The following is a 12683-nucleotide window of genomic DNA, read 5'->3' as shown; positions in this document are numbered from 1 at the left end:
GGTAGAGCAGAGGTTTACACTCTGCTGATTGCACTCAAGGGTCATGGATGACCGACCACACGCCTGAAACCACCCAGTTGTTTTTGACAGCCGCGATGCCGTGCCCGTATTTGCCGGGCAAGCAGGAGCGCAAGCTGTTCACGCACCTGACCGGGCGACGGGCTTCGGCGCTGCATCACCTACTGAGCGAAAACGGCTTCCGCCGCAGCCAGAACCTGATTTATCGGCCGGCATGCGAAGGCTGCAATGCCTGCCAATCGGTGCGGATCGTGGCAGGGGAATTTGAAGCGTCGTCGCGCTTCCGCCGGGTGCTGCGCAATAATAACGACATTGCCATAGATGTGCGACCGACTACGGCGACCAGTGAACAATACGATCTGTTCAAACGCTATCTTGAGTCACGCCATGCCGGCGGCGGCATGAACCAGATGAGTTTCGTCGACTATGAATATATGGTCGAGGATACGCCGGTGCAGTCCGTGCTGGTCGAATATCGGCTGCGCGACCATCCGGACCAGCCACTGATCGCAGTGGCGCTGACCGACGTGATGCCCGATGGGCTATCCATGGTCTATAGTTTCTACGATCCCGATCTGGCGCATCGCAGCCTTGGGACATTTCTCATTCTCGACCATATCGCGCAGGTCCGTTCGGCGGGGCTGAGCTATGTCTATCTGGGCTATTGGGTGAAGGATTCTCCCAAAATGGCCTATAAGGCGCAGTATCGGCCGCTCGAAGTGCAACGCGGCACACTGGGCTGGTGCCCGCTCGAGTAGTTTGACCGGCGCCTTGTTTGGGCCATAAGGCTCGGCGAGACGGCGGGATTGCCTTTGCTTGCTACCGGATCGTTCATGTCATTGCTGTTTTTGCTGGTCCGGCTGGGCTTGATGCTAGGCGCCCTGGGTGCCGCCACATGGTCGATATTGGCGGTTTTCGGCTTTGCCGTGCCGGTGCTCGATCTGCTCAACCATGCGCAAATCCTGTTATTGCCGGCAACGCTGATCGGGCTGTTCCTCGTGACCGTGTTGCTGCGCGGAAACTGGCGCAAGGCGGCGATGATCTATGCGTTTCTGGGCGTGGCGGCTTCGGCCAATGTCATGGTGCCCGAATTTGTCGCCTCGACCCAGGCACGGCCAACTGCGCCGGCAGCGGGCGTGGTGCGGATGATGACGCATAATCTGTTCGGCATGAATTACGCGATGGACAAGGTGACTGCGGCGATTTTCGCCGAGGACCCGGACATTATCGTGCTGCAGGAATATTTTGGCGAGCAGGCGCGGGACCTGCATCCGCTGCTGATCGAGCGTTATCCCTATTATGTGCGCTGCCGGGGCGGGAAGCGGGCCAATCTGGGGCTCTATTCGCGTATTCCGTTCGAGCAGGTGGAAGACGGGGCCTGCCCGGACAATGCCTATGTGACCGAGCGAACCGCGCATATCCTGGCGAAATTCCATACATCGGGTGGCAAGGCCTTTTCGGTGATCACCACGCATATGGACTGGCCGCTGCCGGTGCAGCGGCAGCAGGACCAGCTCAATGCGCTGTCGGGTGTGTTGGGCGGGATCGATGGACCGATGATCCTGGCGGGGGATTTCAACTCGACGCCGTGGTCCTATGCGCTGCGCGACTTTGTCAGCCGGAACGGGCTGGTGCGGCAGACGGTGAACCTGCTGACCTATCCAAAGCGCTGGTTTTACCTGGGGGCGTGGCGGGACACGATACCGTTCCTGCCGCTGGATCATGTGATGACGCGGGGCGGGATCGTGGTGCACGAGCTGCATGCCGGGCGGCCGACAGCGAGCGACCATTTGCCGGTGGTGTTCAGTTTTTCGGTGGAGTGATGTTGGGGTCTTCGACCTGCAGGTCGAAGACAATAAGCCCGTCGCGACCGCCTTCGAGCGCAGCGACAAGGCGGGCGCCGGCAGCCTGGTGGGCGGGATCGACGAGATAGCGATCGCGGGCGGCCTCATCGACAAGGTCCATGATGAAGCCATCCTTGAAGCCTTGGGCGAGGCCTTCGGGGGAAATATTGGGACCGAAATCGGCGGAGATCAATCCATCGATCTGCCCGACCAGCGCGGCAAGACCGGCATAGATTTCGGCGCGCTCATCGCCCGAGACGCCCGAGCGGAATTTGACGAAAACGCAGTGGCGGATCATCCGACAAACCTGTTGTTGCGGGGGAAACCGTTGGGGGGCTGGCGGCCGGCGGAGGCGCGATCGCCGAGCCAGTCGGTGAGCTCTTCGGTGGGCTTGGTGAAGGTGCGGCCCGAGCTGTCGGTCCAGGTGAGGCCATCGGCGGCGTAGAAGGCCTTGAGGTCGGAAATGCCGCCATCCTTGTAGCGTTGCAGGCGCACACCCTTGCCGCGGCCCATTTCGGCCAATTGCGAAGCGGGGAAGACCAAGAGCTTACGGTTTTGTCCGATGACGGCGACGCGGTCACCCAGCATGGGCACGAGCAAGCGGGCCTCGTCGGGCGTGGTGACATTGAGGATCTGCTTGCCCTTGCGGGTATTGGCGATCATGTCGTCTTCGGCCACGATGAACCCGTAACCGGCAGATGACGCGATGATGCGCTTTTGGCCGGGGCGATAGACGAAAAGGCTGACAATGTCCTGCCCCTCTTCCATATCGACCATAATGCGCACGGGCTCGCCCTGGCCACGGCCGCCGGGGAGCTTGTCGCCGCCCAGCGTATAGACCTTGCCGCCGGTGGTGAGCATGAGCAGCTTATCGGTGGTTTCAGCCTTGATCGCCAGCTTGAGCCGGTCGCCGGTCTTGAAACCCTTTTCGTCGATCTCGTCCGTGTGACCCTTGAGGGCACGAATCCAGCCTTTTTCCGACAGGATGACGGTGATGGGTTCGCGCTCGATAAAGGCGGTGGTGATTTCGGCGTGGTCGGCATCGGGTGCCAGACTGAACAGCGAGCGGCGGGCGCCGAGGTGGTGGAGCGTGGTGCCATCGGCCTCGTATAGCGGATAGGCCTTTTTGAGGGCTTCGACCTGCTTGGCGATTTCGCCCCATTGGCGCTTGTCGGAGCCGAGCAGGGTTTCGAGCCGCCCCTTTTCCTCGGTGAGTTTGGTGTGCTCCTCGCGCAGCTCCATTTCCTCGAGCTTGCGCAAAGACCGCAGGCGCATATTGAGGATGGCTTCGGCCTGATTGTCGGTAAGCGAGAAGGTGGCGATCAGGGACGCCTTGGCGTCGTCTTCCTCGCGGATGATGCGGATGACCTCATCGAGATTGAGGTAGGCAATGATGTAGCCTTCGAGCACTTCGAGACGGCTGGCGATCTGTTCCAGCCGGTGCTGGCTGCGGCGGACCAGCACGATCTTGCGGTGATCGAGCCACGCCTTGAGCGCATCGGCCAGGCTCATGACGCGCGGCAGCGTGCCCCTGTCGAGCACGTTCAGATTGAGCGGGAAGCGTAGTTCGAGATCGGAGAGCTTGAACAGTTGCTCCATCAGGATGACGGGATCGACCGTGCCGGCGCGCGGTTCGAGGACGAGACGGATATCATCGGCGCTTTCGTCGCGCACGTCCTTGAGCAAAGGCAGGCGCTTGGCGAGCAGCAATTCGGCGATCTTTTCGACCAGCCGGGATTTCTGCACGCCATACGGAATCTGGGTGACGACGATCTGATAGACGCCCCTGCCCTTTTCCTCTTTTTCCCAGACGGCGCGCACGCGGAAGGAGCCGCGGCCGGTCTCGTAGGCATTGACGATGGCCGCGCGGCTTTCGACGAGATGGCCCCCGGTGGGGAAATCGGGGCCGCGCACGAGATCGTCGCTGGAGGGGGGAGCGCTCAGATCCTGGTGGATCAATTCGTCGGTGGTCGCGGCGGGATTATAGATGATCTTGAGGGCGGCGTTGCACAGCTCTAGCACATTGTGCGGCGGCACGGAGGTCGCCATGCCCACGGCAATGCCCATGGAGCCATTGGCCAAAAGATTTGGGAAGTTGGACGGCAGGACGACCGGCTCTTCGTCTTCCCCGTCATAGGTGGGTTTGAAATCGATGGCATTTTCGCCGATGCCTTCGAGCAGGCGCGTGGCCACGTCGGTCATGCGGGATTCGGTGTATCGCATGGCGGCGGCGCTATCGCCGTCGATATTGCCGAAATTGCCCTGGCCATCGACCAGCGGGTAGCGCATGGCGAAATCCTGCGCCAGGCGCACCAGGGCGTCATAGATCGACTGATCGCCATGCGGGTGGAACTTACCGATCACGTCACCGACGATACGGGCGGATTTCTTGTAGCCCTGATTGGGATCGAGCTTGAGCAGGCGCATGGCATGGATGATGCGGCGATGGACGGGTTTGAGGCCGTCGCGGGCATCAGGCAGAGCGCGCTGGGTAATGGTGGAGAGCGCATAGGACAGATACCGCTCTTCGAGCGCCTGCCGCAGATCGACGATGCGCTGATCGTCGGCGGGAGGGAGGGTATCAGCGTCGGACATCGGCACAGCTTCCAGGGGAACGAATCAGGAAATGAGTATAGCCGATGATGGCCGGGAACGGGCGCAGACAGGCGGTTTTGCACGGGTTATGGGCAAGCGGGTGCGCCGCCTGTGCAGCGGTTGCCGAATAGACGGACGGACCCCGAGACGGCTTTCGCCTCGTAGTAGTAAAAAGTGAGACAAAAACCGCCTCGGGGCGCCGGGCCTTGATCGGAAGGCGGCATCGCGACCCCAACAGGTGACCGTAGTCCTCCTGCCCGCTGATCCGTCCGCTCATCCCGGAGCGAGGCGCGACCCCCACTCCCCCGGCTGGCATCCGGACGCCGGTCGCTGCAGCGCCGTCCGTGTTCCAGATGATGGGGGGAGTATGGGCGTGAAATTCGCTGTGGGGATAAGATGGATAAGTGGGGGCCGGTGCGTGGCAAAAGTCGTAGATTTGTGGGGTTTTGCACGGCGATTGGGGGGATCTGAACATTTCACCCGTTCAAACCACCGTGTCATTCCCGCGAAAGCGGGAACCCCTGTTTCGTCGTGTGAGAGGTCAGAAAACAGAGGTTCCCGCTTTCGCGGGAATGACATTGTGGGTGGGACTGGTGGCAGGTTGCGGCGGGACAGTGCTACCACTTTGGCTTAGTTGTCGTGGTCGCGCGACAGCATGCCGATGAGGATGTCACGGGTGGGCGAAGGGGTCAGTTCGCGCGGGCCCCAGACGTGGTCTTGCAGGAAATGACCGGTGAGGCGGAAGGCGGCGGCGATGTCGGAAGGGGCGGCGTTGCCGCGGCCGGCGAGGAAGGACGGGAGCGGCAGCAGGCGATCGAGATAGGGCTGGGCGGCGGCGCGGGAGACGGCGCGGCCGGATTTTGGCGAGACGTGGGTGAGATCGCCCGATGTGCCGGTGACGGCGCAGGTGGTGAGATCGAGGCCGTAGCCGAGATCATCGAGAATGGCGAGTTCGAAGCGGGCGAGTGCGGCGCCGTCGGGGGCATGATCGAGCAGGCCCAGCGCCATGCCGAGCAAGCGATCATGTGGGTCGCGTTCGGGCAAGAGGCGCAAATGATCGCAGATCAGTTGGCTGGTGTAGAGGCGGGTGCGGTCGTCGATAAGCTGGGCAGCGCGGGCCTGGAGGAGTTCGACGGTGAACTGGCCGAGCTGGTCTTCGAGGCGGGCGCGCCAGGTGAGCTGGATGGTGTTGCCGGGTTGGAGAACGGCGGAGAGGCGCCGGCTGCGGCCGCCGCGCACCAGACCCATGTGACGGCCGCGACCGGCCACCATGGCTTCGGCAATAACGCTGCTCTCGCCGTGGCGGCGCACACCGATCAGCAGGGCTTCGCCGGTCCATTCCATCTTAGTCCTGATCCGCCCCTTCTGGATTGGTGCCGTCTTCGAGCCGGTTGCGCAGGGTTTCGAGCACTTCGGCGGCGATGGCGATTTTGCTCGCGTCGAGGCCGGCGGCGAGGATATCGACCCAGGGGCGTTGCAGTTTGTGGGCGGCTGACATGACCTGCTGCCCGCGCGGGGTCAGGCGGACCAGCTTGGCGCGGCGGTGATGGGGATTGTCTTCGAAGGCGACGAAATCCTCATCGGCCAGCTCGTTGACGATGCGCTGCACGCCCTGGCGGGCGAGGCCCATGTCGCGGGCAAGATGGGCCACCGGCTGGGGCGTCGTGGCCATGGCGACGGCGCCGAGTACCTGCCAGCGGGCGCTGGTGAGACCGAGCGGCGCGATGAGTTGATCCCCGGCTGCGATCAGCCGGCCATTGGCGCGGAAGATATCGAGGAACAGCGCGCTCAGGGCCATGGATGCCGCTTGATCGTCAGACTTCATGTTGACAACATATAACCAATATGACAATGTATTGTCAATTCAGCAGGGTGTTGCTGAATCAATTCGGGCGGGCATACCGCCCCTGCATGGAGGCGGCTATGAACGCACATACACAATTACAGCATGGTTCGGTTTATCGCATCGACAAGTTCGCAGTGCCGGTGGCGGCGCGGGAAGAATTCCTGGCACAGATCGAGGAAACCAAGGTGTTTCTCGATACGCAGGCCGGGTGCCGGCAAAATCTGGTGCTGGAAGTGCAATCGGGGTCGGATCGCTTCAACTTCCTGACCGTGGTGGAATGGGACAGCGTGGCAGCGTTCGAGAAGGCCAAGACGGCGATGGGCGAGGTGCGGCGCGCCAGCGGGTTTGATCCGCGGGCGTTTCTGGGGCGGTTGGGGATTGAGGCGGATATGGCCAATTATGGGGTGATTGGTTAGATCGCGCCACGACCTCGTGGTTCGACAAGCTCACCATGAGGTCTACTTCCGCCGCAGGAGTTCCCTCGATGCATTGAAGCATAGGAGGGCGCAGGACCCCTCACCCTGCTCATTCCGCTGAACGCGGAATGAGCTGTCCCTCTCCCACAAGGGGCGAGGGGTGACGACTGATGGCTCGGCGACTAGCCCTTGCCGTGGGGGTATTCGAGGCCCATTTCGCGGTAGCGTTCGGGGTCGTCGCCCCATTTTTCGCGGACTTTGACGAAGAGGAAGAGGTGGATTGGCACCTCATACATTTCCATCAGTTCCTTGCGGGCTTCCTGGCCGATGGTCTTGATGGTCTGGCCGCCGGCGCCGAGCACGATCTTTTTGTGGCTGTCGCGGGTGACGTAGACGACCTGGTCGATCTTGTAGGAGCCGTCCTTCTGGATCTTGAAACTCTCGGTTTCGACCGTGCAGTTGTAGGGAATCTCGTCATGGACGCGCAGGAACAGCTTTTCGCGCGTGATCTCGGCGGCGGTGATGGCCATGGTGAGATCGGTCAGGTGATCCTCGGGGAAGTGCCAGGGACCAGGCGGGATGTGCTTGATGCACCAATCCATGAAGTCCTGCACGCCATAGCCCTTAAGGGCCGAGATCATGAAGGTAGCCTCGAAATGCAGCTTCTCGTTGAGGGTCTGCGACAGGGCCAACAGGGCCTCGTTCTTGATGGTATCGATCTTGTTCAGGATCAGGATTTTGGGGTGGTTGATATTGGCCAGCCCCTCCAGCAGTGATTCAAGATCGGGGGTTATCCCCCTTTCGGCATCAATCAAAAAGGCGACGAGATCGGCATCCCCTGCCCCGCCCCAGGCGCTATCGACCATGGCGCGATCGAGCCGGCGCTTGGGCGCGAAAATGCCGGGCGTGTCGATGAAGACGAGCTGGGCTTTGTCGAGCGTGACGACGCCGCGGACCTGGGACCGCGTGGTCTGAGCCTTATGGGTAACGATGGACACCTTGGTGCCGACGAGAGCATTGAGCAGCGTCGACTTGCCGGCATTGGGGGCGCCGACCAGGGCAATGAAGCCGCAGGACGTGTCGGTGAGTTCGGGGAGTGTGGTCATGCGGGCTCCTTCCAGACTTTCTGGTGGATGAGGAACAGCTCGGCGGCCTTGTGTTCGGCTATCTTCTTTGAAGGGCCGGTGGCGCTCAGCGTTTCGAAATCACCCAGAGAGACGGAGATGGTGAATTGGGGGGCGTGGTCGGGACCGGTGCGTTCGGTCTGGGTATAGGTGGGGGGCTCGAGGCCACGGGCCTGGGCCCATTCCTGTAGCGTGGTCTTGGCGTCGGCCTTGTTGGCGGAACCATCGGCCAGGAATTCCTCGAACATGCGCTCGACAAATTCATAGGCCTTGTCCAGCCCGCCATCGCAATAGATGGCGCCGATGACGGCTTCGGTAACGTCGCCCAGGATGGCGTCCTTTTCGGCGCCGCCGGTGCGCGCTTCGCTATCGCCCAGGTTCATTTCGCTGCCCAGATCGAGCTGGCGGGCGATGATGGCGCAGGTTTCCTTGCGCACCAGGGTGTTGAGCGTGCGGCTCAGTTCGCCCTCATTGGCCTTGGGGTAGCGGCGATAGAGCATATCGGCGACGACGAGGCCGAGGACGCGGTCTCCTAGGAATTCGAGGCGCTGATAGGAGCGCTCGATACGTTTGGCGGGCGAGACGGCGCTGGAATGGGTGAGTGCGCGATTGAGCAAGTCCGGATCGGCAAAGCGGTAGCCTAGCCGGAACTGGAGCTTGTCGTGATTACGCGCAGCTCGACTCACGGGGTGGCCGTGGTGTCGTAGGGCTGGTCGCTGGAGACGGACTGGAACATCCGGTCCCAGCGCACATTGGCCGGCCATTGCCAGATCTGCCAGGGGGGCAAATTGTCCTTGATGGAGAAGAAGCGGGCTTCGGCCTTGGCGATCAGATTGACGGCGGGGACATAGCCGACCTGGCTCAGCACACGGCTATCGGCGGAGCGGTCGCGATTGTCGCCCATCATGAAGTAATGCCCGGCGGGAACGACATATTCCTGGGTATTGTCGAGCGAGGCGTTGTCGGAGATTTCCTGGATGATGTGGGTCGTGCCCTCAGGGAAAGTCTCGCGATAGACGGTGACTTCGCGGGTATCGCCTTCGCTGTCGGTATCCTGGGCGGTGCCGAGCTTTTCGCGCTCGATCATGGTGCCGTTGATGTAGAGGCGGCCTTCGCGCATCTGGATGCGATCGCCCGGCAGGCCGACGACGCGCTTGATATATTCGATATTCTGCGGAACCGGACGGAACACGGCGACATCGCCGCGATTGGGCTCACGGCCGAAAATGCGGTTGGAGATGGGCAACTCGAAATCGAGCAGGCTGAAATCGCCATAGCGGCCCAGCGAGAAGGAATGCTTGCCGTAACCCCAGACGAATTTGTTGGCGACGAAGTAATCGCCGATCATCAGCGTCTGCTGCATGGAAGCCGTGGGGATGGAGAACGGCTGGTAGAGGAAGGAGCGCAGCACGATGGCGATCAGCAGCGCCTCGACGACGACCACGATGGTTTCCCACCACTCGCTGGCGGCGGACTTCTTGGCGGTTTTGTCGGCGGGCTGGCTCATGAATATCCCCGGGGGAGTGATGCCGAAGCGTTAGGCGTTTGTGACCGCGTGGTCAATTGGCAGCGCCTCGATGATGACGAAGGCTTGAGCAAGCCCGGCGTCATCGGTGATGGTCAGGTGAATGTGGGGAACGTGACCGGGCGGGACAAGCCGGGCCAGTGCCTTGGCAGCCCCATTGGTCAGATGCATGGTCGGTTTGCCCGATGGCAGGTTCACCACGCCCATGTCGCGCCAATAAACGCCGAAATTGAGGCCGGTGCCGAGCGCCTTAGAGCAGGCTTCCTTGGCAGCGAAACGCTTGGCGTATGAGGCAGCGCGCATGGCGCGGCGGTCCGATTTGCGGCGCTCGATCTCGGTGAAGCAGCGATGAGTGAAGCGCTCGCCGAACCGCTCGAGCGTATGCTCGACGCGGCCGATCTGGCAGAGGTCGGAGCCCAGCCCGATGATCATTTCACCCCCTGAATGCCGCGGCTGCCGGGTTTTACGGGGGGGAGCGCGGCGAGTTCGGGGGGGAGTTGGTCGGCGGGGTAAGCGGGGACTTTGAAGTCGATGAGCTTGACCAGCGGCACGCCGACATCGGCCTCGCCGCCGGAGCGATCGATGAGGCAGGCGGCGGCGATGACATTGGCGCCGATGCCGCGCAGGGCCTCGACGCATTCGCGGATGGAGAGGCCGGTGGAGACGATGTCTTCGACCACGATCACCTTGTCATCGGCGGCGATTTCAAAGCCGCGGCGCAGCTCGAACTTGCCTTCGACGCGTTCGGTATAGAGCGCGGGCAGGTTCATATGGCGCGCGGTTTCGTAGCCGGGAATGATGCCGCCAATGGCGGGCGAGACGATCTTGGTCGCATTCCCGAAGCCTTCGGCATGGATCTTGGCGGCGAGTGCCTTGCAGAGCTTTTCGGTCTGGTGCGGATATTGGAACACCCGCGCCTTTTGCAGGAAAACGGGAGAGCGGAGCCCCGAAGACAGGATGAAATGGCCTTCAAGCATGGCGCCACATTCGCGGAAGATCGCCAGCACTTCATCCTTAGTCATCGTCATTTCTCCGATCGATATTGCCGTCCCATTCCAGCGTCGAAATCATTGATGCTTCCCGCATGCCCGCGCGCTGGACGGAAGAAAGGCCCGGACTGCGCTTGAGCGTTGCCAGAACATCGGTCAGTTGCGCAAGGTCGCGCACTTCGATTTCGAAGATCATCTGGTGAAAATCGGGCGAAATCATCCGCATCACCAGATTGTTGATATTGGCGTCGCAGGCGGCGATAGCCGAGGAAATCTGCGCGAGCGAGCCGGGACGATTGACCGATTCCATCGAAATGACGGTGGGATAGAGATCTTCCTTGCCAGATAGATTCCAGCGCACATCGACCCAGGCGACGTCGCTATCATGCAGATCGATCAGCGCATCGGAATGGATGGGATAGACCAGCATAGGCGCGTCGGGCTGCAGAATCCCGACAAGGCGATCGCCGGGTACGACCCCCTCCCCCGAAATGGTGACGGGCATATGGAAGTCGAGCTGGGCTAGCGCCGCCTTGGCGCGGGTGCCCGAGCGCTGACCGCCCGGCACACGGAAGCGGAACAGATCGGTGGCGCGCAGGGCAAACCAGCCATCGGCGGTGTCGGCCACGGGCAGATCGAGCTTGCGGCGGCGTTTGCGCAGGCCCTTGATGCGGGCCAGCTCAGCAGCCAGCGGTTCGGAGCCGACCTTGCCTTCGCCGACGGCGATCAGCAGATCGCGCTTGGACGGGGAGCCCAAAGCCTCGGCCAGCGCCTTGGCTTCGCTATCGTCGAGCATGACGCCTTCGCGCTCGAGCATCATCTTGAGGACGTGCTCGCCCAGAGCAAAGGCGCGCTGGGCGGCGGCGTGACGCACGGCGCGGCGAATGGCGGCACGAGCCTTGCCGGTTGCGGCGATGCCGATCCAATTGGATGGCGGCATGTGGTTCTGGTCGCGGATGATCTCGACTTCGTCGCCGCTGCGCAGCTGGGTGACCAACGGCAGGATGGCGCCGTTGATCTTGGCGCCGACGCAGGTATCGCCGATGTCCGTATGCAGGGCATAGGCGAAATCGATAGGCGTTGCGCCACGCGGCAGGGCGATGAGGCGCCCGCGCGGGGTGAAGCAGAAGACCTGGTCCTGGAACAGTTCGAGCTTGGTATATTCGACGAAATCTTCGGTCGAGAGGCCCTGGGTCAGGTGGCCGATGGTCTGGCGGAGCGAGCCATAGGCCTGCGACTCGATCTCGATGCGGCCCATATCGGCGGAGGCGCCATCCTTATAGAGGGCGTGGGCCGCGATGCCGAATTCGGCGATGCGGTCCATTTCCTCGGTGCGGATCTGCAGCTCCGCACGCTGGCGACCGGGGCCAACAATGGTGGTGTGGATGGACTGATAGTCGTTGTGCTTGGGGACCGAGATATAGTCCTTGAAGCGGCCGGGCACGACTTTCCACTTGGTGTGGACCACGCCCACCGTGTGGTAGCACTCCTCGATGGAGTTCACGATGACGCGGAAGCCGATCATGTCGGAGAGTTGTTCCAGCGCAATCGACTTGCGCTCGATCTTGGAGAAGATCGAGTAAGGCGATTTGACCCGCGCCTTGACGCGGGCGGTGATGCCCTCGGCGGCGAGGCGTTCGCTCAGCTCGGTCGAAATGGTCGAAATCGTCTCGCGATATTCGGCCTGCATCTCGTTGAGACGCTCGGTAATGGCGGTGTAGTGGTCGGGCTGGAGAATCTTGAAGGAGATATCTTCCAGCTCGTTGCGCATGTCCTGCATACCCATGCGGCCGGCGAGCGGGGCATAGATATCCATGGTTTCCTGGGCAATACGGGTGCGCTTTTCGGGCGGCATGTATTGCAGGGTGCGCATATTGTGCAGGCGATCGGCCAGCTTGACGAGCAGGACGCGCACGTCCTGGCTGATGGCGAGCAGCAGCTTGCGCAGATTTTCGGCCTGAGCTTCCTCGCGCGAGACCAGATTGAGGCGGTCAATCTTGGTCAGGCCATCGACAATTGCGCCGATTTCCGAGCCGAACAGCTGATCGATCTCGGCGCGGGTGGCGTCGGTATCCTCGATGGTATCGTGCAGCAGGCCCACGGCGATGGAGGCATCATCGAGCTTGAGCTCGGTCAGGATGGCGGCGACTTCGAGGGGATGATTGAAGTACGGGTCGCCCGAGGCGCGCTTTTGCGAGCCATGCTTCTGCATGGCGTACACATAGGCCTTGTTCAACAAATTCTCGTCGGCGTTCGGGTTATAGGCCTGAACGCGTTCGACAAGCTCGTACTGACGCATCATGACTGTAGGGGCCTCACCCGCCTG

The 12683-nt window shown here is 61.9% G+C and carries 13 protein-coding genes; 3 read left to right on the top strand and 10 right to left on the bottom strand.

Translation table 11 applies throughout. The features are described from left to right. The first annotated feature begins 47 nt into the window (after positions 1 to 47). Together ACI3KW_RS19525 and ACI3KW_RS19520 are read left to right on the top strand one after the other, a co-directional pair. On the top strand, positions 48 to 776 hold the full coding sequence (locus ACI3KW_RS19525; protein WP_113121512.1) for an arginyltransferase: 729 nt from the start codon (positions 48 to 50) through the stop codon (positions 774 to 776). A gap of 75 nt (positions 777 to 851) precedes the next feature. Then, entirely contained in the window at positions 852 to 1841 is a 990-nt protein-coding gene (locus ACI3KW_RS19520) for an endonuclease/exonuclease/phosphatase family protein (RefSeq protein ID WP_404849479.1), read from the top strand. On the opposite strand, the gene ACI3KW_RS19515 is transcribed toward ACI3KW_RS19520, so the two are convergent. From ACI3KW_RS19515 to ACI3KW_RS19500, 4 genes are all read right to left on the bottom strand, one after another. Beyond that, positions 1822 to 2160 (bottom strand): Dabb family protein, encoded by a 339-nt coding sequence (locus ACI3KW_RS19515; protein WP_404849478.1) that lies wholly within the window; start codon positions 2158 to 2160, stop codon positions 1822 to 1824. The two genes, ACI3KW_RS19520 and ACI3KW_RS19515, sit on opposite strands and share 20 nt — an antisense overlap. Next, the gene (parC, locus tag ACI3KW_RS19510) at positions 2157 to 4457 is read right to left on the bottom strand and encodes a DNA topoisomerase IV subunit A (protein WP_404849477.1); all 2301 of its coding nucleotides are present in this window, start codon (positions 4455 to 4457) and stop codon (positions 2157 to 2159) included. Before parC ends, ACI3KW_RS19515 begins: the two co-directional genes overlap by 4 nt. Positions 4458 to 5087: 630 nt before the next feature. Beyond that, a complete protein-coding gene (gene recO / locus ACI3KW_RS19505) occupies positions 5088 to 5801 on the bottom strand; it encodes a DNA repair protein RecO (protein WP_404849476.1) in 714 nt (237 codons plus the stop codon). A 1-nt stretch (position 5802) separates the two neighbouring features. Beyond that, positions 5803 to 6282 (bottom strand): MarR family winged helix-turn-helix transcriptional regulator, encoded by a 480-nt coding sequence (locus ACI3KW_RS19500; protein ID WP_404849475.1) that lies wholly within the window; start codon positions 6280 to 6282, stop codon positions 5803 to 5805. A gap of 98 nt (positions 6283 to 6380) precedes the next feature. Here ACI3KW_RS19500 and ACI3KW_RS19495 point away from each other — a divergent pair, with 98 nt between their 5' ends. Then, the gene (locus ACI3KW_RS19495) at positions 6381 to 6719 is read left to right on the top strand and encodes an antibiotic biosynthesis monooxygenase family protein (protein ID WP_404849474.1); all 339 of its coding nucleotides are present in this window, start codon (positions 6381 to 6383) and stop codon (positions 6717 to 6719) included. Between the two features lie 182 nt (positions 6720 to 6901). Here the strand turns inward: ACI3KW_RS19495 and era are convergent, their stop codons facing one another. Genes era through ACI3KW_RS19465 form a run of 6 tightly spaced genes read right to left on the bottom strand, consistent with a single transcriptional unit; the run spans position 6902 to position 12659 of the window. Further along, on the bottom strand, positions 6902 to 7825 hold the full coding sequence (era, locus tag ACI3KW_RS19490) for a GTPase Era (protein ID WP_262168445.1): 924 nt from the start codon (positions 7823 to 7825) through the stop codon (positions 6902 to 6904). Next, a complete protein-coding gene (rnc, locus tag ACI3KW_RS19485) occupies positions 7822 to 8529 on the bottom strand; it encodes a ribonuclease III (RefSeq protein WP_404849473.1) in 708 nt (235 codons plus the stop codon). Before rnc ends, era begins: the two co-directional genes overlap by 4 nt. Then, positions 8526 to 9350 carry a signal peptidase I gene (gene lepB, locus ACI3KW_RS19480; RefSeq protein WP_404849472.1) on the bottom strand — a complete coding sequence of 275 codons (825 nt, stop codon included), beginning with the start codon at positions 9348 to 9350 and terminating at the stop codon, positions 8526 to 8528. The genes rnc and lepB overlap by 4 nt, the downstream gene beginning before the upstream one ends. A gap of 30 nt (positions 9351 to 9380) precedes the next feature. Beyond that, positions 9381 to 9800, bottom strand: a complete 420-nt coding sequence (acpS, locus tag ACI3KW_RS19475) for a holo-ACP synthase (RefSeq protein WP_113121632.1) — start codon at positions 9798 to 9800, stop codon at positions 9381 to 9383. Then, complete coding sequence (pyrE, locus tag ACI3KW_RS19470) at positions 9797 to 10390, bottom strand: orotate phosphoribosyltransferase (RefSeq protein ID WP_404849471.1); 594 nt, start codon at positions 10388 to 10390, stop codon at positions 9797 to 9799. Before pyrE ends, acpS begins: the two co-directional genes overlap by 4 nt. Beyond that, positions 10383 to 12659 carry a bifunctional (p)ppGpp synthetase/guanosine-3',5'-bis(diphosphate) 3'-pyrophosphohydrolase gene (locus ACI3KW_RS19465; RefSeq protein WP_262168450.1) on the bottom strand — a complete coding sequence of 759 codons (2277 nt, stop codon included), beginning with the start codon at positions 12657 to 12659 and terminating at the stop codon, positions 10383 to 10385. Before ACI3KW_RS19465 ends, pyrE begins: the two co-directional genes overlap by 8 nt. Positions 12660 to 12683 lie beyond the last annotated feature (24 nt).

The sequence above is a fragment of the Devosia sp. ZW T5_3 genome, assembly GCF_044987315.1.
Taxonomy (GTDB): domain Bacteria; phylum Pseudomonadota; class Alphaproteobacteria; order Rhizobiales; family Devosiaceae; genus Devosia.
The sequence above is the reverse complement of the archived record's forward strand: the minus strand, read 5'-3'. Positions and strand labels throughout refer to the sequence as shown.